At 66.5% G+C, this 22121-nt stretch carries 20 protein-coding genes and 1 riboswitch; of the genes, 10 read left to right on the top strand and 10 right to left on the bottom strand.

Annotated elements, in window-relative coordinates:
• Window positions 1–93 precede the first annotated feature (93 nt).
• A complete protein-coding gene (locus BS329_RS11870; RefSeq protein ID WP_084749589.1) occupies window positions 94–1215 on the bottom strand; it encodes a hypothetical protein in 1122 nt (373 codons plus the stop codon).
• Window positions 1216–1555: 340 nt separating this feature from the next.
• Between BS329_RS11870 and BS329_RS11865 the strand changes: the two genes are divergently transcribed.
• The 4 genes from BS329_RS11865 to BS329_RS11850 all read left to right on the top strand — a co-directional run bounded on the left by BS329_RS11865 (window position 1556) and on the right by BS329_RS11850 (window position 3619).
• Window positions 1556–2167: a 50S ribosomal protein L25/general stress protein Ctc gene (locus tag BS329_RS11865; RefSeq protein ID WP_076160221.1), complete on the top strand. Its 612-nt coding sequence runs from the start codon at window positions 1556–1558 to the stop codon at window positions 2165–2167.
• A gap of 10 nt (window positions 2168–2177) precedes the next feature.
• Entirely contained in the window at window positions 2178–2774 is a 597-nt protein-coding gene (gene pth / locus BS329_RS11860) for an aminoacyl-tRNA hydrolase (RefSeq protein ID WP_076159319.1), read from the top strand.
• Window positions 2775–2930: 156 nt separating this feature from the next.
• Window positions 2931–3290, top strand: coding sequence for a DivIVA domain-containing protein (locus BS329_RS11855; protein ID WP_076159317.1), 360 nt, complete (start codon window positions 2931–2933; stop codon window positions 3288–3290).
• The gene (locus BS329_RS11850; RefSeq protein ID WP_076159315.1) at window positions 3290–3619 is read left to right on the top strand and encodes a DivIVA domain-containing protein; all 330 of its coding nucleotides are present in this window, start codon (window positions 3290–3292) and stop codon (window positions 3617–3619) included. Before BS329_RS11855 ends, BS329_RS11850 begins: the two co-directional genes overlap by 1 nt.
• Window positions 3620–3669: 50 nt before the next feature.
• On the opposite strand, the gene BS329_RS11845 is transcribed toward BS329_RS11850, so the two are convergent.
• From BS329_RS11845 to rsmA, 5 genes are all read right to left on the bottom strand, one after another.
• Window positions 3670–5361 (bottom strand): fatty acyl-AMP ligase, encoded by a 1692-nt coding sequence (locus tag BS329_RS11845; protein ID WP_076159313.1) that lies wholly within the window; start codon window positions 5359–5361, stop codon window positions 3670–3672.
• Between the two features lie 52 nt (window positions 5362–5413).
• The gene (locus BS329_RS11840; protein ID WP_076159310.1) at window positions 5414–7186 is read right to left on the bottom strand and encodes an ABC-F family ATP-binding cassette domain-containing protein; all 1773 of its coding nucleotides are present in this window, start codon (window positions 7184–7186) and stop codon (window positions 5414–5416) included.
• A gap of 67 nt (window positions 7187–7253) precedes the next feature.
• Window positions 7254–8219: a 4-(cytidine 5'-diphospho)-2-C-methyl-D-erythritol kinase gene (locus BS329_RS11835; RefSeq protein WP_076159308.1), complete on the bottom strand. Its 966-nt coding sequence runs from the start codon at window positions 8217–8219 to the stop codon at window positions 7254–7256.
• Between the two features lie 121 nt (window positions 8220–8340).
• Window positions 8341–9351: a methionine ABC transporter ATP-binding protein gene (locus tag BS329_RS11830; protein WP_076160218.1), complete on the bottom strand. Its 1011-nt coding sequence runs from the start codon at window positions 9349–9351 to the stop codon at window positions 8341–8343.
• A gap of 210 nt (window positions 9352–9561) precedes the next feature.
• Window positions 9562–9652: riboswitch (SAM riboswitch) on the bottom strand.
• 245 nt (window positions 9653–9897) lie between these two features.
• Entirely contained in the window at window positions 9898–10734 is an 837-nt protein-coding gene (gene rsmA / locus BS329_RS11825; protein WP_076159305.1) for a 16S rRNA (adenine(1518)-N(6)/adenine(1519)-N(6))-dimethyltransferase RsmA, read from the bottom strand.
• A gap of 248 nt (window positions 10735–10982) precedes the next feature.
• Between rsmA and BS329_RS11820 the strand changes: the two genes are divergently transcribed.
• On the top strand, window positions 10983–12002 hold the full coding sequence (locus BS329_RS11820) for a DUF222 domain-containing protein (RefSeq protein WP_076159302.1): 1020 nt from the start codon (window positions 10983–10985) through the stop codon (window positions 12000–12002).
• 61 nt (window positions 12003–12063) lie between these two features.
• On the opposite strand, the gene BS329_RS11815 is transcribed toward BS329_RS11820, so the two are convergent.
• The 3 genes from BS329_RS11815 to metG form a co-directional block, all read right to left on the bottom strand.
• The gene (locus BS329_RS11815; RefSeq protein ID WP_076159299.1) at window positions 12064–13440 is read right to left on the bottom strand and encodes a resuscitation-promoting factor; all 1377 of its coding nucleotides are present in this window, start codon (window positions 13438–13440) and stop codon (window positions 12064–12066) included.
• A gap of 413 nt (window positions 13441–13853) precedes the next feature.
• Complete coding sequence (locus tag BS329_RS11810) at window positions 13854–14690, bottom strand: TatD family hydrolase (RefSeq protein WP_076159296.1); 837 nt, start codon at window positions 14688–14690, stop codon at window positions 13854–13856.
• Window positions 14691–14697: 7 nt separating this feature from the next.
• Complete coding sequence (gene metG, locus BS329_RS11805; protein WP_084749588.1) at window positions 14698–16491, bottom strand: methionine--tRNA ligase; 1794 nt, start codon at window positions 16489–16491, stop codon at window positions 14698–14700.
• A gap of 62 nt (window positions 16492–16553) precedes the next feature.
• Between metG and BS329_RS11800 the strand changes: the two genes are divergently transcribed.
• From BS329_RS11800 to BS329_RS11780, 5 genes are all read left to right on the top strand, one after another.
• On the top strand, window positions 16554–17147 hold the full coding sequence (locus BS329_RS11800) for a PadR family transcriptional regulator (protein WP_076159290.1): 594 nt from the start codon (window positions 16554–16556) through the stop codon (window positions 17145–17147).
• A gap of 88 nt (window positions 17148–17235) precedes the next feature.
• Window positions 17236–18246: an ATP-binding cassette domain-containing protein gene (locus BS329_RS11795; RefSeq protein ID WP_076159287.1), complete on the top strand. Its 1011-nt coding sequence runs from the start codon at window positions 17236–17238 to the stop codon at window positions 18244–18246.
• Window positions 18236–19000, top strand: coding sequence for an ABC transporter permease (locus tag BS329_RS11790; protein ID WP_076159284.1), 765 nt, complete (start codon window positions 18236–18238; stop codon window positions 18998–19000). The genes BS329_RS11795 and BS329_RS11790 overlap by 11 nt, the downstream gene beginning before the upstream one ends.
• A gap of 93 nt (window positions 19001–19093) precedes the next feature.
• Window positions 19094–19708: a glycoside hydrolase family 25 protein gene (locus BS329_RS11785; protein ID WP_076160215.1), complete on the top strand. Its 615-nt coding sequence runs from the start codon at window positions 19094–19096 to the stop codon at window positions 19706–19708.
• A gap of 120 nt (window positions 19709–19828) precedes the next feature.
• A complete protein-coding gene (locus BS329_RS11780) occupies window positions 19829–21106 on the top strand; it encodes an aminodeoxychorismate synthase component I (protein WP_076159282.1) in 1278 nt (425 codons plus the stop codon).
• Window position 21107: 1 nt separating this feature from the next.
• On the opposite strand, the gene BS329_RS11775 is transcribed toward BS329_RS11780, so the two are convergent.
• On the bottom strand, window positions 21108–22067 hold the full coding sequence (locus BS329_RS11775; RefSeq protein WP_076159279.1) for a quinone oxidoreductase family protein: 960 nt from the start codon (window positions 22065–22067) through the stop codon (window positions 21108–21110).
• Window positions 22068–22121: the final 54 nt, after the last annotated feature.

Here is a 22121-nt window from a genome sequence, read left to right as displayed (position 1 = left end):
GTTTCTCCCTTTTCATCGGCGACAAGGCCGATGCTAAGAACGCGAGATCGACTACTTCAACGTATGTAACGCACCCGTGGGTGAGTGTGCAGGTCAGCCACCCAGCGTGGCGAACTCGGACTTGAGCTTTTCGCGTACGCCGTTGACGTCGACCGGAGCCCGGACCTCACCGCGAGCCGCGGGCTTCGCTTGGACCTGGTAACTGGCGTTCCGATTCGGCAGCCTGAACTTGACCTCACAGGTCATGCTCGTCGTGGTGTCCGGTGCCGCGTTGGCGTCCGCCGTACAGGTCTGCGCCCCGAGAGACTGGGCGCTGAACTCGACGGTCAGCGCCAGGCGCACGGGTGTCCCGCTCACACTGCCGATGACGGTGTTGGCGACGTCGATGGTCGCCCGGCAGGTACCGACGAAGTCCGTGCAGTCCAGTTTGTCGTTGACCACGCTGACGCTGACCTGGGCGAGCGCGTCGAACGGCTGCCCGACCCCGCCGATCGCGCCGTCCAGATCGGTTTGGAGTTTTTTCAGCGCGTCCCCGGTGAGCGGCTCGACCCGCATCTCGGCACCGAGCGTCTTACCACCGGCGGCGTCGACGAGGGAGGGCGCGAAGCTGACCACACGGTGCGGCGCCGCGGTGGTCACCCGCAGCGTCCCGAGCCCGCTCCCGACGTCGTAGACCTCGGTTCCGTCGGGCAACTTCGACCGAACCGGATCGGTCAGCGGATTCATCGCGGAGACCGCTGTCCGGAGTGTCGACGCGGCCTTGCGCGGGTTGAGCACCTCGACGGCGTTCACCGGCAGGTCCGTGCTGTCGGTGCGGACCCAGTTGGTGCCGTACTGGTCGCTGTTGCCGAGCCCGTGCGCCTTCCAGTACTCCGGGGTCGCCGAAAGGTACAGCTGCTTGTCGGCCGAGATGACCTGGATGGCCTGACCGTCGACCGGCAGCGCGCCGTACGCGCTGCCATTGCGGGTGATGCGGAACAGCAATTCGGCGGGTTTGCCCGCGGCATCCTTGATTGTCGACTTGTAGATAACGGCGGGTGCCTGCTCCAGCGCCTTCAAGGCGCTCTCGACAGCGCCGCGCTGCTCGGTGCGCCGATCCACCCGCTGCTGCTCGGCGGACGAAATCCCCGCCGCCCCGTCGATCGCGACGTCGCAACCGGCCACGAGGCAGCACAAGACGGCGACCGCTCCGATTCTCAACCGTCGTGCCGGCATTCCGCTCCCTGTGTCTCGCGTGCGAAGAGATCACACCTTAGGAAAGGGGTCGCGCACCACCGCATCCGCGGGTTCCCGAAGCAGCTGTCACCGACTTGTCACCTCACCGAGCCACCCGGCGGGACCCCGGCACGACCGGTTGGTCTACACTTTCCCGGTCTCGGCGAGGCGGGTTCCGTGAGCACCTGGTGCCCGACGTGATCGACGCGGCGGCTTGAGTGGCCACCCGCGATCGAGCACGCCCGTGGAACTCGCCGCCGAACACCAGAACCGCCCCGAACCATCCCCACCTCAGCATGATTTCGCTGAACATGTTGGTGAATTGAAGGAGTGCTACACCGTGTCCGAGGTACGCCTGTCCGTCGAGCCCCGCACCGAATTCGGCAAGGGTGCCGCGCGCCGCACGCGTCGCGCCGGCAAAATCCCCGCGGTGCTGTACGGGCACGGCTCGGACCCGCGCCACTACGCCCTGCCCGCCCTCGAGTTCGCCCGCGTCGTGCGTGAGAACGGCAGCAACGCCGTCATCACCCTCGAGCTTGAAGGCAAGAGCGAGCTGGCGCTGACGAAGACCATCGTCGTCCACCCGCTGAAGAACTACATCGAGCACGTCGACCTGCTGGTCGTCATCCGCGGCGAGAAGGTCACCGTCGACATCCCCGTCGTCGTCACCGGCACCCCCGGCCCGGGCACCCTGGTCACCACCGACCTCGACGCCATCCAGATCGAGGTGGAGGCGCTGCATATCCCCGAGCAGGTCGAGGTCTCGGTCGAGGGCGTCGTCGCCGGCACCCAGATCAACGCTTCGGACGTCACCCTGCCGAAGGGCGCCTCCCTGGTCACCGACCCGGATGCCCTGGTCGTGGCCGTGAACGAGTCGCCGTCCGAGTCCGCGCTCGAGGGCGAAGACGCGGCTGCCGAGGCGGCCGAGACCACCGCCGAGACCGCCGAATAAAGTCACTCATGTGACCGAAGCAGCACTTCCCGGGGCCGGCGAGCAGATCCTGCTCGCCGGCCTTGGCAATCCCGGCCCCCAATACGCGGGCAACAGGCACAACGTCGGCTTCATGGTGCTCGACGAACTCGCCGCCCGTGTCGGCGGCAAGTTCAAAGCCCACAAGAGCGGTGCCGAGGTCCTCGAAGGCAGGCTCGCCGGGCAGCGCGTCGTCCTGGCGAAGCCGCGCTCGTACATGAACCTCTCGGGCGGCCCCGTGGTCGGCGTGGCCCGGTTCTACAAGATCCCCCCGGCCGGTGTCGTGGTCGTCCACGACGAGCTGGACATCGACTTCGGTGCGCTCAAGATGAAGCTGGGCGGCGGTGACAACGGCCACAACGGCCTCCGCTCGATCACCAAATCCCTGGGCACGAAGGACTACTACCGTGTCCGTTTCGGCGTCGGCAGGCCTCCGGGCCGACAGGATCCGGCGGATTTCGTGCTGAAGGATTTCTCGACGGTCGAACGCAAAGAACTCGCTTTCGAGGTCGATCGTTGCGCCGACGCCGTCGAAGCGCTGATCAGCACCGGCCTGGTCGCGGCCCAGAACACCTTCCACGCTGGCTGAACCCACCCATAGCAGTGTGTTACGACTCGTCACTCGAAGGCGTTTCACCACGCCCTGATCGAGTCGTGGAATAGCGCGAGCTCTTCCGGAGAACTCTCAAACCCGTTAGGACGGAATGCGGAGATCGCATTCCCCACCGAAACCGGAGAGAGTTTCATGTCGTTTACGGCCGAAGACATCACCGGCGCCATTTTCCCGAACGCCCCGATCGGGCGGCGCGGATATGCCAAACATGAGGTCGACGCGTTCCTGGAGCGGATCGCGGACACGATCTCGGACCGGGACGACCTGACGGCGGCCGAGGTCCATCACGTCATGTTCTCGCGTCCGTTGATCGGGAAGCGCGGCTACGACGAACGTGAAGTCGACGATTTCCTCGACAAGATCGAAGGGCAACTCGCCCACCGGACCGGCCAGCAGGTACTCGGCGTACCCGGCGCGCGCGAGGAGGAGCAAGCGACCGCCGAACGCGCCGTTCCGGACCGCGGGCTCGTCGAGTTCCTGCGGGAGCGCTAGTGCCCGTCACCGCGTTCGAGGCAAGAACCCGGCAGTTCGACCGGGCGCCGATCGGCGCCCGGGGCTATTACGAACCCGCGGTCGACGCCTTCCTCGAACGGGTCGCCGCCACGCTCGACGGCGACGACGACTTGTCGGTTTCGGACGTCCACAACGTGGCGTTCGCCAAAGCGCCACTTTCGAAACGAGGCTATGACCCAGCAGCCGTCGACGCGTTCCTTCGTGACGTCGAAGGCACGCTGGCCGGACGTTCCCAGTCCGCCGCCTACTACATCGCGCCGGCTTTGGAACACACTCACACCCGCAAACCGCCCTGGCGACGACGCTGACTCCGCGAGAAGGACGGGCCAGCGATGTTCGCGAGCCCGTCCCTCTCGTGTCAGGTGGTCGCCGCGTTCTTGGCGATCTTGTCCGCGAACTGGGTGGCGGTCGCAGCCCGCTTGACCTTGCCCGAGGGCGTCTTGGGCAAGCTTCCCGCCGGGAGCACCACAACCGCGAAGGGCCGCATGTCGACCGCACCGCGCACCTTGGCCGCGACTTCCTTCGCCAGCGCCTTCTCAATGTCGGGATCGCCGGCGAGTTTTGATTCGACGACGATGGCGAACCGCTCCCGGCGGCTCCCCGCGTCGATCCGCACGGCGACGGCGTTGCCCGCCCGAACCCCTTCGACCGACGTCGCCGCCCGTTCGATATCGGTCGGGTACAGGTTCCGGCCGCCCATGATGATGACGTCCTTACGACGACCACAGATCACGATCATGCCGTCGATCAGGTAGCCGAGGTCGCCGGTGAGCAGCCAGCCGTTCCCGTCCTGTGTCGCGACAGGACCGTCCATGGTCAGGTACCCCGGCGTCACGGCCTCACCGCGTAGACGGATCTCCCCGACCTGGCGCTCTCCGAGCACAGTGCCCTTGTCGTCGACGATCTCGGCCTCGAGCCCGTCGAGCGGCGGCCCGAGCACCGCGAAGGAACGGACGTCGTCGGTGCCGCGTCGCGGATCGCCCTCGGGCACCGGCACAGCGCGGTTGTCCGCCTCGAGCGCGTCGGCTTCGACGACGTCCAGCGTCAGTCCGGTGAACAGGGGCGCGAAAGAAACCGCGAGAGTCGCCTCCGCCATGCCGTAAGCGGGAAAGACGCATTCGGCGGGCATCTTGAACCGCGCCCCGGCCTCGACAAACGTCTGTACTGCCGTTTCGTCGATCGGCTCGGCGCCGTTCAGCGCGATCCGAAGTTTCGAGAGGTCGTACGCGTTGTCGTCCTCTTCACGAGCCATCCGCCTGCCCACGATCGCGTAGGCGAAGTTCGGCGCGGCCGTGGTCGTGCCGTTGTACTTGCTGATCAGCCGCGGCCAGATCAACGGGCCCGACAGGAACTCGAGCGGGGTGATCTTGACAAGTTCGACACCGAACGTCATCGGGACCGTCAGGAATCCGACCATCCCCATGTCGTGGAAGGTGGGCAACCACGAAACCATCACGTCAACGTCGAAGTCGAACTCGGCGCGATCGACCATCGCCTTGACGTTCGAATACAGGTTTCCATAGGTGATCCGAACGGCCTTCGGATCGGCCGTCGACCCACTGGTCAGCTGCAGAAGTGCCGTGTCGGATTCGACCGTCGGCACGGGCTCGACCAGCGGCTCGGCTTCGAGCAGCTCGGTGATCACCTGGAAGGCGATGCCATGCTCGGTGAGCACCGGCCCCAACTGGTCGAACGGCTCACCGAGCAGAACCAAATCGGACCCGATCATCCGCAGCACACGAACGGTGTCCTCGGCCCACTCGGCGAGGTCGGTGCGCTGAGTGGGCTGGTGCAGCATCGTCACGCTGCCACCGGCGAGCCACACCGCCTGCACCGTCGGCGCGATCAGCGACGGCGCCGCCGCCAGGACCGCCACCGCCTTGCCCGGCTCAAGTCCGGCAGCGACCAGCCCTCCGGCGACCCGCTTTGCCTGCTCGTGAATCTCGGCCCAGGTACGCCGAACCGGCTCCTTGGGCTCCCCCGTGACCATTCCTCGCTGCTGACCTCGCCCCGCCGCAGTGGCGACGAGCGTGTCCACGAACCGACTCATGCGCGTCACAGTACTGTCCGCCCTGGAGCCACCCGCTCGCCGTCGAGTGAACTCACTCGATCGCTTCGGAGGTCTCGAGCCACTGGGACTCGACCTCCTCCTTTTCCGTTTCGACGGCCTTCAGTTCAGTGTTGAGCTCGATGAGCTTCGTGGGGTCGGTCGCCGCCGCGAGCAGCGCCGCGTGCAGCTTCTCTTGCTTGGTGTGCAGCTGGTCGAGCTTGCGCTCCAGGCGGGACAGTTCCTTCTGTGCCGCCCGCTGTTCCGCGGCACTCTTTTTGGGCTCGGACGACTGCCCACTCCCCGACTTCCGGTCGGCACCTGCCTTTTCCAGGCTCTTGACCCGCCGGTCGAGGTACTCCTCGATGCCACCGGGGAGGTGGGTCACGTGCCCGTCCCCGAACAGGGCGACGATCGTGTCGCAAACGCGTTCCACCAGGTACCGGTCGTGCGAAACGACGACGAGGCTGCCCGGCCACGAATCGAGCAGGTCTTCCAGCTGCTGCAAAGTGTCGATATCGAGATCGTTCGTCGGTTCGTCGAGCAGCAGTACGTTGGGCTCGGCCATGAGAAGCCGGCACAGCTGGAGGCGGCGTCGTTCACCACCGGAAAGGTCTTCGACCGGGGTCCACTGCCTCGACGCGGGGAACCCCAGCTTTTCGGCCAGCTGCGACGCGGAGAGTTCCTGCTTGCCGAAAACGACCCTGCCGGAGACCTCTTCGATCGCTTGGAGGACGCGGAGATCGCCCGGCAGATCGTCGAGCTCCTGCCGCAGGTGCGCGAGGCTGACCGTCTTTCCCTGGATGCGACGCCCCGTCTCGGGCTCCTTGTCACCGCCGAGCAGCTTCAAGAGTGTCGTCTTGCCGGACCCGTTGACCCCGACCAGGCCGATCCGATCACCGGGCCCGATCCGCCAGGTGACGTGATCGAGCAGAGTGCGGTCGCCGACGGTCAGCGTGGCGTCCTCGACCTCCAGCACGGTCTTTCCCAGCCGTCGACGGGCGAATGCCTGCAGCTCGACCGAATCACGCGGCTCCGGCACGTCGGAGATCAACGCCTCTGCCGCCTCGACGCGATAACGCGGCTTCGAAGTCCTGGCCTGCGGACCGCGACGCAGCCACGCGAGCTCCTTGCGTGCCAGGTTCTGCCGCTTCTCCTCGGCCGTCGCCGCGAGCCTCGCCCGCTCCGCCCGCGCGAAGATCCAGTCCGCGTACCCGCCTTCGTACTGCTCGACGCGACCGTTGGCGACCTCCCAAGTCACGCTCGCGACCGTGTCGAGGAACCACCGGTCGTGGGTGACGACCACGACCGCGATTTTGCGGTTGAGCAGGTGATCCGCGAGCCAGCGCACACCTTCGACGTCGAGGTGGTTGGTAGGTTCGTCGAGGACCACGAGGTCGAGTTCACCGGTGAGGGCCGCCGCCAGCGCGACACGGCGGCGTTCGCCACCTGACAGGTTCGCCGTCGACGTTTCGACACCGAGAGCGGTGATCCCCAGGCCATCCATAATGGACCTGACCCGCGCGTCGGCGGCCCACTCGTGCTCGGCGCCGTAGCGCTCCAGCACGACGTCGCCGACCGTGCTTCCGACCGGGAGCTCAGTCCGCTGGGTGACCACGGCCATTCGCAAACCGCGGACTTGACTCACCCGTCCCGTATCCGGCTCGCTGATCCCCGCGAGAACCTCCAGCAGCGTCGTCTTCCCGCCCCCGTTGAGACCGACGACGCCGATGCGCTGCCCCTCCGCGACGCCGAGCGAAACACCGTCGAGCAGCGGGCGCACCCCGAAGGACTTGCTCACCGACTCCAGGTTGACCAAGTTGGCCATGCCTCAGCCGATCCTTTCCAAAAAGCTTGCACCACAACGAATTGGTCGATGTCCATTTCGGACATCCTCAGGCGTGCACTCGAGGTGGCGCCGGCCGCGGCGCGTCGTCCCCACCTACCAGCCGGGCGCCGGGAACCGGCCCGTGTGCGACCCGAACCGTACGACAAACCCCCGCACCGGACAGCTCCGCGGCGACCTCGACGGCCGACTGGGCATCCGCGCACAGAAAAGCGCAGGTCGGCCCAGACCCGGATACGGTTCCGGCGAGCGCGCCCGCGTTGACTCCCGCCCGCAACGTGCGACGCAGCCCAGGACGCAACGAGACGGCGGCCGCCTGAAGGTCATTACCGAGAAGCAGCGCCAACTGCCGCGGGTCACCGGACGCCAGCGCTTCGACCACCGGAGTGTGCGAACCGATTCGCGGCGGGCTGCCCTCTTCGCGCAACCTGTCCAGTTCGCCGAACACCCGCGGGGTCGAAAGGCCACGCTGATCGAACGCCAGAACCCAATGGAACGTGTGTCTCGACAACACCGGCACCAGTTGCTCGCCTCGGCCGGTACCCAACGCGGTCCCGCCGTAGAGCGCGAAAGGAACGTCGCTGCCGAGCTTGGCCGCGATACCCGCCAGTTCGTCGCGGGAGATGTCGAGTTTCCAAAGCGACGCGAGCCCTACCAGGGTCGCGGCCGCGTCAGCGCTGCCACCAGCCATCCCGCCGGCTACGGGGATTCCTTTGCGAAGCACCACCCGGACCTTGGATTCGCCGTCCGCCTTGCCGGCGTGGGCCGCCAGCGCCTGCGCCGCCTTCCACGCGAGGTTGTTGGCCCCGGTCGGTACGGAACCTTCCCCTTCGCCATAGACCTCGACGCCCGGGTCTTCGGTGACCGCGACGGTCACCTCGTCGGTGAGAGAGAGCGCCTGGAACACGGTTACCAGCTCGTGGTATCCATCCGGGCGTACGTCACCGATCGACAGGTGCAGGTTGACCTTGGCGGGAACCCTGACGGTTACTGGGGGCGGGACGACGGCGAGCACGAGTCAAGCCTACGTGGCCGCTCCACTTGTGCTGCCACCAGGAGAAAAGAGACCAGGGCGAGCCAGACACGAAACGGCCGCCCTGGACGATTTCATCCAGGGCGGCCCGGTCGTGGAGGACTCAGGCAGCGACACCCTGCGGGCCGCGGACCGGGTGGGTGACGTGGCCGCCACGTTCGGCGATCCAGGCGAGCGCGGCATCCGCACGCTCACCGCGCACACCGAGACGGAACCTGCCGACCGGCGTGTCGCCGATCCGGGTCAGACCGCCTCCGATGGTGGCGAGTTCGACGTCGAAGCGACCAGCGGCCTCAGGCAGCAGCGCACCGACCGAGGCGAAGCCGACAAGCACGACGTCCACCGCGCGGTCGTACTTCGACGCCTGCGCCCGGCCGGTCTCGATCGAGGGCAGCAGTGCCTGCGCGGTCCGGCTGGTCGGGTCGGAGACCAAGTCGAGCACGGTTCCACGTTCGATGATCGCCCCGGCCTCGAGAACCGCGACGTCGTCGCAGACACGGCGGACCACACCGGCGTCGGGAGTGGTGAGCAGCACGGTGACTCCGAGCTCGGCGCGCGCACGGTCGAGCACGGTCAGGACCGCACCGGACTCCTCGGGCTGCACACCGGCGGTCGGGTCGTCGGCCAGTAGCACGGACGGCCCGGCGGCCAGAGCCTTGGCAATGGCCACTCGGCGCAGCTGCCCCTCCGTCAGGTCACCCGGCCGCTGCCCCGCTCGCGGGGTGAGGCCGACCAGGTCGAGAAGGTTGCCGACCCGGTTACGGCGCTGCGGTCCGTCGAGGCCGAGCTGTTCGAGCGGCGACGCGATGTTGCCGGCGATGGTGCGTTCGGCGAGTAACTCCGGCTTGGTGCTCACGACACCGACCTGCCGTCGGATTTCCCGCAGACGGCGGCCGTCAAGCGTGCCGGTGTTGAGGCCGTCGAGGCGGACGACTCCTCGGTCCGGGCGCTCCTGAAGTCCGATGCAACGAGCGAGGGTCGACTTGCCGGAGCCAGCCGGACCGACGACTCCGAACAGCGAGCCGGCTTGGATGTCCACGCTGACATCGCGCAAGGCGACGACAGGATTTCCGTTGAGGGGAAAGGACTTGGACAGGTTTTCGACAGTGATCACGAAGGGCTCCATGCAAATGGGGCGCTGCTTCTTTCGAGCGCGCCAACCGTCACCGAGTAACCGTCCAGAACGGACGGGCTTCAGAGGTAAGGGAAAGACTCAGGCAGTAACGGTGGAGCGTCGACACGCACTTACCGTGCGGCGACCTTCATCGACTACACGTCGCCTGGTCAGCAGGAGCGGGTGGGTGACCCTGTTCATTAGGCACAGCCTCCATCGGTCCTGGCGGTAGCACCTGCCCTGTTGAGGGTGGTTGCTGCGACTTCGGCGAGCCAGGTCTCTCAGTCGCTCGGGATGGCTCACTGAGTAAAACCGATCCCACTAGATGAAAGCAAGCGCGTAGGCGCAGATCACACGTCTGGTCGCGTCCACGATACAGGATCCACTGCCCATAGTATGGGAATACAACTGCGGCCTCGAGGCCCCGTCAGGGCTACTGCCTGCGAATACAGGTTTGACCAGGTAGATCGACTAGAGGATTTACGCTGTCGTGCTGACCTTGGACGGCACTCGCCCGCGCGGTGCCGATCACATCCGCGACGTCGGTCAGTCGGTTGCCGCCGCGATACGGGCGAACTGGTGAACATCCAACTGTTCACCGCGGGTCTTGGGGTCGACACCCGCCTTTTCGAGCAACTCCCCCGCGCGTTCGGCGGAACCGGCCCATGACGCCAACGCCGCCCGCAGCGTCTTTCGCCGCTGCGAAAAGGCCGCGTCGACCACGGCGAACAGCCGCTCCCTGTCCACGGACGACACGACTTCGCCTCGTTCGAATGCGACCAGGGCTGAATCCACGTTGGGAACGGGCCAGAACACCGAGCGAGGTACCGCGGCGACCTTGCGTGTCTTTCCGTACCACGCGAGCTTGACGCTGGGCACTCCGTAAGTCCGGCTACCCGGGCCGGCCGCCATCCTGTCGGCGACCTCGGTCTGGACCATTACGAGACCGCTGGTCAGCGACGGCAGCTCGGCGAGCAGATGAAGCACGACGGGAACAGCGACGTTATACGGCAGATTCGCGACGAGTGCCGTCGGCCGTTGAGGCAGGTCGTCCACCGTGATGCGCAGAGCATCCGCCTCGACGACCGTCAGCCTTTCGGCCCCACCGCGTTCGGCCACGGTGTTCGGGAGCCGCCCGGCCAGCACAGGATCGATTTCGACCGCGACGACCTCGGCGCCGGTCGCGAGCAGCCCAAGTGTCAGCGAGCCAAGCCCCGGACCGACTTCCAGTACGACGTCACCTTCGCCGACTCCTGAAAGATCGACGATCCGCCGCACCGTGTTGGGATCGTGCACGAAATTCTGGCCGAGCTTCTTGGTCGGCCGTACGTCCAGCTCGGCCGCCAGCGCCCTGATCTCCGCAGGCCCGAGCAATTCAGTCACTCGACGATCGTAGCCAGCCTTCATAAGCCGCGATTGGCCGGTGGACGACCAGTCCGACCCCGGCCGCCCCTGAGGATGCTGCCGGGCTCCGATGGACCGCGCCGCGCCCGCACCATCCTTACGGATTCTCCGAGCCGACCCGCGTCATACGCAAGAGTGATCGGGGCAAGTTCGCACCGCCGGAGCGTGATCATGATCCACCCGATCGATACCGTGCATTAGTTCGAATCTGCCTCGACAATTGAGGGATGACCAGCACAAACATTCCCAAGGCCTTCCCGCTCAACCTGCCGGAAGGTGACGCCGAACTGCTTCTCGATGAGTTGCAGACACGGCTACGCGAAGGGCGACGTCTTGTCGCCGAAGTCGGCCAGATCCTGGCCGAGATCGAGTCACGGGGTGTCCGAGAGCTCTTTGGGTACAACTCGATCGCCGTCTTCTACGAGCACGTAGCCCGGGTTCCCCGAGCCGAAGCGAAGAAGGTGGCTGCTCGAGCACTCGCACTGAACTCGAGACGGGCGCGCGACGGGACCTTGACTCCACCCGTCGCGCCTTTGACCGGAGCCGCGGCCGCCGCCGGTGTATTGGCCGAGGGCAGCATCGACCGAATCGTCACTGTCATGCGGAAGCTGCCGGAACACATCGCCGCGGACGTCCGACTCGATGAAGAGAAGGACCTGGTCGATCTCGCCACCGTCGCGAGACCGCGCGACGTCACGATGGCCGGAACAGACGTGCTCGCGCGTCTCGACCCCGACGGGAACGACGTCGAGGATCCCAGCCCGAAGACTCGACGAAGCGAATTCTGGCTGCGCCAGAAACGCACCGGCCGGTGGGACATGCGCGGCAACCTCGATCCCGAGACCGGCGCTCGCCTGAACGCCCTTCTGGTGCCGCTCGCGCATCCGGCCCCGAACGGAGAAGCGGACCCTCGAACTCCTGCGGAGAGGCGCGGCGACGCTTTCGCGGAAATAGTCGACTTAGCGGAAAACGGCCCGGAGATTCCTTTGCCTCGACAGGGGCCGCAGCGGGTCGCCGAGCCGCCTCAGCCCGCGGAGCCTGTCCAGACGCCGTCGGACCGTCCTAAGGCCAGCCAAGCCCGGAATGAGAGCCACCAAAGCCGGTATAGCGACGACAGCGGCGCCCGGACGGACAAGGCCGCTGAACGATCTCGAGCAGTGACCCACCTCATGCCTCAGCGTTGGTGGGCGCGGCTGTCGAGACAGAGATCCGGCACTACGCAGCCACAGTTGCCCAAAACGGCCTGAAGGCCACCTTGCGGGCAGAAACCCACACGATGGCCTTCAGGAAAGGAGAACGATCTGACGGTCAGGCCTTCTTGCCACAGTGCGGCCAGGCCCCGTAGCCACCACGGTCGTCGCGAAGCTTCTCGGCGACAGCGATCTGCTGGGCCTTGCTGGCTTGGTGCGGGTAAGCGGCGTACTGCGAGCCGCCGTAGGCGTCCCAGGTGCTCTTGTTGAACTGCAAGCCACCGTAGTAGCCGTTGCCGGTGTTGGCGGCCCAGTTACCTGTCGACTCACACTGCGCGATGCGGTCCCAGGCGCCGGCGTCACCGATGACCGGATCGGCGGGCTTCTTCGTACCGACCTTGACGATCTTGGGCTTGGCCTCGGTGGTGACCTCTTCCGAGACCTTCTCGCGGCCGACCTCTTTGCCATTGCGGTTGGTGACCTTGTAGGTCACGGTCTTCTGGCCCGGGGTGCCCGGGTCTTCGACCTTGGTCTTGCCCTTTTCGAGCTCCGGGTCGTCGACCTTCTGCTCGGGCGGCGCGATCTCCTCGTTCTGCTTGACCATGGTGACGCCGGTCCGGCTGATGTGGACCTCGGCGCCGTCGACCAGCTTGACGTCGAGACCACCGACGGCCTCGTCGTCCGGGCCGAGGGTCATCCGCAGCTCACCGAGGAATTCCTTGGTGGTGAGGGAGTTGGTCTGAACCTTGCGCGGTTCGTTCGCTCCGTCGTAGACCGTGACGTTCTTGAGGGTCTTGACCTCGACGGTGGCGCCCTCGAGCGGCAGTTCACCGTTCTGCGGCATCGAAGTCCAGGTGCCGGACTTCGCGAGATCGGAACGGCCGAGCTGGTTCAGGGCCTCGCCGAGGTTGGTCGCGCGAACCCAGGATTCCTGCGATACGCCATCGACGACCAGATTGAGCTTGCGGCCACGCTCCAGCTTGATGACGCCGCCGTCGCCGACCGCGGCCTGAGGCGAGGGGGAGAGGGAGTCGTGCGCACCGACCGAAAGCCCGGCGTCTTCGAGGACTTCGCCGACCGTGTCGCCGAAGCTGTGAACGGTCTGCTGCTGACCGTCGATGTCGAGCGTGACGCTCTTGTTCATCGCCATCGCGGCCGCGCCGCCACCGCCGAGGGTGAGCAACACCGCCATGACGGTTCCCTTGAGGAACCGCTTCTTCCAGACGCGGGTCGCGCTCGAGATGACCTCGTCCTTGGTCGCGGCCTTCATCGGCGCGCCCGCGGTGCGGTCCTCGGCCAGCTCGTCCGGAATGACGATCGGCGGAAGCATGGTGGTCTCGGCGCTAATGAGGCGGATCAGCTCGTCGACGTCGACGTCGATCTCGGCCATCAAGGTGTCGGCGTCGGGACCGAGCGCGGCCAGGACGTCCTGGTGCGTGATGCGTGGATCGTCGGAGTAGTCCAGCTCGCCGTACTGCGTGTCGCGGTCGAGCACGGCAACCGAACCGGCGGAAGCGAAGGTGTTCGTCTCTGCGCCGAGGCGCGAGCCATCCTGCCTACTGCTACCAGTCACTGGGTCGTTCCCTTTCCCAAGACGTCAAGGAACTCGACTACCGCTCCACAACGTCCTTCGTCTCGATGCGCACTTCGGCACACCTCTAGAAGTCCGACACCCGCAGCCAGCGCCATCGTCACGGTTCCAGGCCGTACCGCTCCCGGTTCCGCTTCCCCGACGTGCACTGACGTGACTGTGGGCGTAACAGCCGGAAACCGCATGAGCGAGTACCGACCGGCACGATCACGGGACAGTAACGAACCTCGCCGGGTTGCGCAAACACCGCCCGGAGTGTCGTGACGTTGGTCACTCATCAGAGTGGGCCATTGCTGATCACTAATGTCGCAGTCCGTTCAACTGGGGGTGACTGTCGGCAAGCGGAAGACTCGCTCCGCGGTCACTCGCACTGATTCGGCCACCTCGTATACCGCCTCACCCCTGAGCGAGGCGAGGTGACGAACGGTGTAGGCGGCGCAGTAGGGCTCGTTCGGTCGCCCACGGAATGGGTGGGGGGTCAGAAACGGCGCGTCCGTTTCGACAAGGTACTGGTCCGCCGGAACGATCCGGGCCGCCTCGTGAAGGCCGCGTGCGTTGCGGAAACTGACCGTCCCGGCGAACGAAAGCACGTAGCCGGCGTCGATGCATCGGCGAGCGATCTTTTCGTCCCCTGAGAAACAGTGGAAGACGACCTGCTCTGGCGCCCCCTCTTCCTCGAGGATCCGTAGGACGTCTTCGTGAGCGTCTCGATCATGGATCATCAGCGGCTTGCCGAGCCGTTTGGCGAGATCGATGTGCCAGCGGAAGGCGTCCTGCTGAGCGTCGTGGGGCGAGTAGTCCCAGTAGTAGTCGAGGCCGGTCTCGCCGACTGCGACCACTCTGGGCTTTTTCGCGAGACTCTCCACTTCGGATTTCTCCGCTTCACCGAAATCCTTGGTACGCGTGGGATGGAGCGCGACGGCGGCCCAAACCCGTGGGTCCCAAGTGGACGCTTGCGTCGCCCAGCGGGCGGCCGCGAGATCGTCCGCGACGGTGATCACTCGTGAAACGCCGGCGCGTTCGGCGCGATCGACCATGGCTGTCACATCAGCCGCGGTGACCGCGCCGCACGCGTCGAGGTGGGTATGCGCGTCCACCACCGAGACCGGCAACCTGTCCGGGATCGGCGGCAGTTCCTTCTTCTCCGCACCCATCAGCTGATCACTTCGAGATCGGTGCCCATTCGGGACCGGTCTCGCCTAGTTCCGGGTCCAGCTTGGCGAACAACGGGGTCGGCTTTTCGAGCGGCTTGCCGACCTCGATCGGCACGGACTTCCAGCGCGCCTGCTCGGTCTTGTAGTCCCCGGTGATGATGGGGTTGATCCGGCCGGGGATGTCGAGGTCCTCGACTTCCTGGAGTTCCGGCTGCGCCGCCCAGACACCGGAGCCGCCGAGCGCCTCATGCACCTTCTGAGCCGAGTGGGGCAGGAAGGGGGTCAGTAGCGTGTTGGCGTCCGAGACGACCTGCAGGGCGGTGTGCAGGACGCTGTCCCGGCGGGCGGGGTCATCCTTGAGCTTCCATGGCTCCTGATCCGAGAGGTACCTGTTCGCGGCGGTCACGACACGCATGGCCTCACTCGCCGCCGCCTTGAACCGCGATCGCTGGAGGTGGGCGCCCGCGGTGTCGAAGGCCTTGCGGGACAGCTCCTTGAGCTCCTCGTCGGCCGCGGTGGGGGCGTCCGGACGAGGAATGGCGCCCACGTTCTTGTGGGCCATGGCGATGGAACGGTTGACGAGGTTGCCCCACTCGTTGGCCAGCTCGAAGTTGGTCCGCCGAACGAATTCGTCCCAGGTGAAGTCGGTGTCCTGGGTCTCGGGACCCGCGACCGAGATGAAGTACCGGAGGGTGTCCGGGCCGAAGTCACGCAGGAAGTCGTGGACGTAGATGACCGTGCCGCGCGAGGTGGAGAACTTCGAGCCGCTCATCGTGAGGAACTCGCTGGAGACGATCTCGTCGGGCAGGTGCAGCTTGCCGTACTTGCCGGGCACGCCACCTCGGTCGCCCTCGCCGTTGTGACCGAAGAGCAGGGCGGGCCAGATCTGGGCGTGGAAGGTGATGTTGTCCTTGCCCATGAAGTAGTAGGAGCGGGCCTCCGGGTTGCTCCACCACTCCTGCCAGGCGTCCGGGTTGCCGGATCGGCGCGCCCATTCGACGCTCGCAGAGAAGTAACCGATGACAGCGTCGAACCACACGTAGAAGCGCTTCATCGGCTGGTCGCGCCAGCCGTCGAGCGGGATCTTCACGCCCCAGTCGAGGTCGCGGGTGATCGGCCGCGGGCGCATGTCGTCGATCAGGTTCTTGGTGAAGTTGAGGACGTTCGGGCGCCAGTCGGTCTTACTGGACAGCCATTTGCCCAGGGTTTCGACGAACGCGGACAGGTCGAGGAAGTAGTGCTCGGTCTCGACGAACTTCGGCGTTTCACCGTTGATCCGGGACTTCGGGTTGATCAGCTCCGCGGCGTCAAGCTGGTTGCCGCAGTTGTCGCACTGGTCGCCGCGCGCGCCGTCGTAGCCACAGATCGGGCAGGTGCCCTCGATGTAGCGGTCGGGCAGGGTGCGGCCGGTCGAGGGGCTGATCGCGCCCCGCGTGGTCTTCGGGACCACGTAGCCGTTGCGGTGCAGCGCGAGAAAGATCTGCTGCGTGACGTCGGCGTGGTTGCCCGTGGTGGTGCGGGTGAAAAGGTCGTAGGTGAGGCCGAGCCCCTGGAGGTCCTGTCCGATCTGACGGGTGTACTTGTCGGCCGTCTGCTGGGAGGTCAGGCCTTCGTTGTCGGCCTGGACGGTGATCGGGGTGCCGTGTTCGTCGGTCCCGGACACCATGAGCACCCGGTTGCCGGCCATTCGCTGGTAGCGGGAGAAGACGTCGGACGGGACGCCGAATCCGGACACGTGGCCGATGTGGCGGGGGCCGTTGGCGTAGGGCCAGGCCACCGCAGTCAACACTGGGGTGCTCATGCTTGTTTAGCCTACGGACGTCGTCTAAGGCATTGTTGTCCGGGAGAGGATCGGAGGCTTCGGTGTCCGCCACGCGTCTGCTGGTGCTGGGTGTCGTGCGCATGCACGGGAAGGCACACGGCTACCAGGTCCGGCGCGAGCTTCTCTCGTGGGCGGCCGACAAGTGGGGCAATGTCCAGCCGGGGTCGATCTATCACGCGTTGAAGAAGATGACCGCCGAAGGCCTCCTGGAGCAAGTCGAGGACATCGAAGCGGGCGGCGGACCGGATCGGATCGCGTACAAACTGACCGAAGACGGTGAGACCGAGTTCCTCGTGCACCTCGGCAGGGCGTTGTCGAGCGACGACGCGACCGGGTACACGCTGTCGGCGGCGGTCACGTTCATGCCGACGCTACCCCGCGCGCAGGTGCTGGCCCTGCTGAAACAGCAGCTGGCGAATATGGAAGCGCACACTCAATCGACCCACTACGCCCGTGAGCACGCGATCGATTTGGGGAAACCACCGCACGTCAGCGAGCTGTATCGCCTCTGGAGCGCGCACGCGGAAGCGAACGTGTCGTGGATGAGGGATCTGATCGGCCGCCTCGAAGCGGGCGAGTACGTGATGGCGGGCGAAGGCGACGACAGCGCTGTGTTCGGCGCGCCACCCAAGTAATCAAATTTGACTACGGAACGACACCTAGGGCACAGTGCGTCCGTCAGCTAGTCAAATTTGACTAGCTGGGTATCGGAAAGGAGTCCACATGATCAAGGCACGCGGCCTTGAGCGGCGCTTCCGCCGCAAGGGCCGCAATGGGGGCGAGGTTCACGCGGTCAGGGGTGTCGATCTCGATGTTTCGGCCGGAGAACTGGTCGGTTTCCTCGGGCCGAACGGCGCGGGGAAGACCACGACACTGCGCATGCTGACGACACTGCTCAAGCCCACAGCCGGCGAGGCGACGGTGGGCGGCTGCGACCTGCTCGCCGACCCACTGGGGGTGCGCCGGCGAATCGGTTATGTCGCCCAGGGCGGGGGCACGGCGCCGGAAAGCAAGGTCGTCGAGGAGATCGAGTTCCAGGGACGGCTGTACCGGATGAGCAAGGCGGACGCGCTCGCGCGCGGGGCCACCCTCGCCGACCAGCTGGACCTCGCCGGACTCGACCAGCGGACGACCAAGACACTCTCGGGTGGACAGCGCCGTCGTCTCGACATCGCGCTCGGGCTGATCCACTCGCCCGGCCTCGTCTTCCTCGACGAACCGTCGACGGGGCTCGACCCGCAGAGCCGCGCGAACCTGTGGGACCACATCCGCAGGCTGCGCGACGAGCAGGGCGTCACGGTCTTCCTGACCACGCACTACCTCGACGAGGCCGACGCGCTCTCCGACCGACTGATCGTCATCGACGAGGGGAAGATCGTCGCGGAAGGCACGCCGGATTCGCTGAAGGCGAGGGTCTCCGGCGACAGTGTCGTCATCGGGGTCTCACCGGAATCGGCGGCGGAGACCGCGGAGGTCGCGGGCAGGCTCGAAGGAACGCACGAAATGACCGTCACCGACGGCACGGTGCGGTTCCGGGTGCCACGCGGGGACACCGCGATGCCCGAGTTGCTGCGGGCGCTGGACGCACGGGGCATCACGATGACGTCCATGCAGGTACACCGGCCGACGCTCGACGACGTCTTCCTGACCCTGACCGGTCGAAGCCTGCGCGACGCCGAAGAAGGCGCGCCGGTCGACGACGCTCCGGAAAAGGAGGCCACGCATGCTGCATGACACTTGGTTGATCTTCCGCCGGGACATGCTCGCGGCGTTGCGCAACCCGACTTGGCTCGCGATCGGCGTCATGCAGCCGCTGCTCTACTTGTTCTTCTTCGGGCCGCTGCTGGTGAAGGCACTCAACGCACAGGGCCTGTCCGATGTGGACGGCTGGATGATCTTCACCCCGGCGATCATCGCGCAGCTCGCGCTGTTCGGCAGTTCCTTCGTCGGGTTCGGCCTGCTCGCGGAATACCGCTCGGGTGTGGTCGAGCGGATGCGGGTCACGCCAGTCAGCCGGGTGGCGTTGTTGCTGGGCAAGGTACTCGCGAACGCGTTGCAGACCGTCGTCCAGGCTTTGCTCATCATCGCCCTGGCTTATCTGGTCTTCGATCTGAACGCGCCGTTCGGCGGTGTCGTGCTGAGCCTGGTGATCGTCTTCCTCCTGTCGATCACGCTGGCGTCTTGCTCGTATGCGCTGGCGCTGACTCTCAAGAGTGAAGACACCTTCCCGGCTTTGCTCAACGCGGTTCTCGTGCCGTTGCTGTTGCTGTCCGGGATCCTGTTCCCGATCACCACGGGCTCGGCGCCGGAATGGCTGTACACGATTTCCCGGATCAATCCGTTCCGGCACGTGGTGGATGTCGAGCGGAACAGTTTCCGCGGCGACTTCTCGATGGACGCGCTGTTCACCGGGAGCGTCGTGGTGCTGGTCATGGCGGTTCTGGCCATCTGGTGGGGCTCACGGACGTTCCAACGCGAAAACGCCTGAGACACGCTGTACCGAAAGGTCACCTTGCGGCCGCTCCGCGGACGTAAGGTGACCTTTCGGGCGAACTGGGGCGAAATTCGAGGACAGGTGGCTTTGATCGATCCGGAAGGTGAACACGGCGTCACCCTGTCCCACCGGGAGACGGTGACGGACTGGGCGGCGGTGCGTGGCGCCGACATCCGGTTCGCCTCGGTCACCGTCAGCGAGAACACCAACTGGCGGGACGTCGCCGCGGAACGCAATCTGGCGGGCGCGCAGCACGCCGGTATCCACACCGGCGCACGGCACTACGCGCGTCCCGGTGCGGTCCATGATCAAGCGGACCATTTCGTGCGGACAGCGAGCGCGCTCGGCGCCTTCGCACCCGGTTCGCTCGCGCCGGCGCTCGAAGTGGAGGCGCCCAGCGTCGACGACCGGTTCGTCAAGGCGTGGATCAAACACGTCAGGCACGCGGCACGCGTCGAACGCGTCCTCGTGTACGCGAGGCTCGACTGCTGGACGGACCGCCTGCACCCGGACAAGTGGGCGGACAGCGAAGTAGTGTTGTGGCTGGTCAGGCACAACGAGATCCCGGGAAGGCCGGGGTGGTTCCACTCGCGACTGGGATTGCACCAGCACGGTTTCGGCACCGGGTTGCCCGGTGTGGACGGACCGATCGCACAGGACGCCGTCGTCTATCCCTTCACGCTCGGGGACGTACTCCTGTAGCGATCCACCGGTTACGGCGGGTGTGCACCACGTCACCCGCATCGGCGCACGTGGTCGCGGATGTCACTTTCCGGTCGGCGCGGGTTGCCTTTTCGTCCACCCGGACAGCGACAATGTCGCGTGCGGTTGATGTGCCGGAAACTGCGGACGGACGTCGCGCCCGAGCGGGCGCTGACGACGCTGGGGGTGCACGCCCGCTCGCTCGGGCTCGCGCCTCCCGCGGCGCTTTCCGGAGACTGGTTCTCTTCGCGCGCGGTCATCGCCCTGAACGCTGCCCTGGCTCCTGTTCACGACGTGGCCGAGGCGTTCGCGATCCCCACTCGGATGCCGCCGATTAGGGACGCGGTGCCCGGCGCGGTCGGGGGCGGCTGGTTCGGTTACCTGAGTTACGACCTGACCGATCCTTCTGGCCGTTCCGGCGGCCTTCCCCCGGCGGTCTGGGGCTGGGTCGACCGGATACTGCGGCTGGACGCGGACGGTTCGTGGTGGTTCGAGGCCCTGGTTCCCGATGACGACCCGGATCCGGTCGGCGAAGTGTCCGCGGTGGACTCCTTGCTCGCCGAGCTTCCCGCAATGACGACGTGGAGTTCCGGTCCACTGTCGCGTCCGCTTCCGTCGGAGCACTACGACGCGGTGAAGGCGTGTGTGCACGCGATCGAAGCCGGCGAGCTGTTCCAGGCGAACATTTGCGCCCGCTTCAGCGGAGGATTCGACGGCGATCCGATCGCGTTGTTCGCGGAGGGCGTGCGCCGCCTGCAAGCCCGCCGGGCGGCGTACGTCGCAGGCGACTGGGGCTCGATCGTGTCCTTCTCCCCTGAGCTTTTCCTGGCCAGGCATGGGCAGCGTGTCCGGTCGACACCGATCAAGGGCACCCTGCCGCGCAGGAACGCCTCCGACGGACACCTCGCGCAACGGCTGCGGGAATCCACCAAGGACGTCGCCGAGAACGTGATGATCACCGATCTCGTCCGCAACGATCTCGGCCGGGTGTGCGCCACCGGCAGTGTGCGCGTCCCCGAACTGCTCGAGGTCCGGCCCGCCCCCGGGGTCTGGCATCTTGAATCCACTGTGGAGGGGCGGATCGCCGACGGCGTCGGCGACGCGGATCTGCTCGCGGCCACGTTCCCGCCGGGTTCGGTGACGGGCGCGCCGAAGATCCGGGCACTGGACTTGATCGCCGAACTGGAGCCGGCGGCGCGCGGCGTCTACACAGGCGCGATCGGTCTCGCTTCGCCGATCGCCGGGTTGGAGTTGAACGTCGCGATCAGAACTTTCGAAATCCACGACGGCACGATCTCGCTGGGAGTCGGCGGCGGAATCACCGCGGACTCCGACAGCGAAGCGGAATGGCAGGAATGCCTGCACAAGTCCGCTCCGCTGGAGCGTCTGCTCGGCTGAGCTACCTGGTGGGATCCAGCAGGAGCTTGCCCGCCGTTCCGCGCGAGCGCAGGGCCTCGTGGGCGGCGCGCGCGTCGGACAGCGCGTACTCGCCGCCGGCGACGGCGCGGATCCGCCCGGCGAGCGCCAGTGAAAAGAGTTCGTCGAGTGTGCGGCCGAAGACGTTTCCGGGAAGTTTGAAGGCGTGCGGCAGCCACATCCCGGACACGGTGGTGCTGTGCCCGAGGAGGTTGCGGGCTTCGATCGGCTTCGGCTGCTCGCGGCTGGCCATCCCGTAGAACGCGAGGCGGCCGAACGGGGCGAGCGCCGCGATGCTCTGATCCGTGACGGTGCCGCCGGTCATGTCGAGAACGACGTCGACACGCTTGCCGCCGTTCGCCTCGCGAAGCGCGTCGGTCATGTCTTCGGCGCGCGAGTCGATGGCGACGTCGGCGCCGAGTTCGAGGGCGAGGCCACGCTTCTCGTCGCTGCTGGCGGTGGCGATGACCCGGCTCGCTCCCCACGCTTTCGCGAGCTGGACGGCGATGGAACCGACCCCGCCCGCGGCCGCGTGCACGACGACGGATTCGCCGGGCTCGAGGTGGGCACTCTTGCGCAGCAGGAGCGCGGCGGTGGTGCCCTGGACGATGAAGGAGAGCGCGGTCAGGTCGTCGATGCCGTCGGGAACGGCGAAGGTGGTGACGTCGTCCGCCGCCGCGCGCTCGGCGTAGCCGCCACCGCCGTTGAGCAGCGCGACGACACGCTTGCCGTCGGCGGTGCGGCCTACGACTTCCCCGCCGGGCACGAGCGGGAGTTCGCTCGGCGCGAGGTAGGAGTTCTCGGCCTGGTGCGTATCGGCGTAGTTGACGCCGATCCGGTCGACCTCGACGAGCAGCTGACCTGGGCCGGGAACAGGATCGGGCAGGTCGACGAGGTTGAGCACCTCGGGTCCGCCGAATTCGGTCACCTGTACTGCGCGCATCCGCATCCTCCTCGTCGAGATGAGACATTCTTGCATATGTCTCATCTATGAGAC

This window comes from Amycolatopsis coloradensis, from assembly GCF_001953865.1.
GTDB lineage: Bacteria > Actinomycetota > Actinomycetes > Mycobacteriales > Pseudonocardiaceae > Amycolatopsis > Amycolatopsis coloradensis.
Note: the sequence above shows the minus strand (reverse complement) of the source record. Positions and strands in the feature narration are given on the sequence as shown.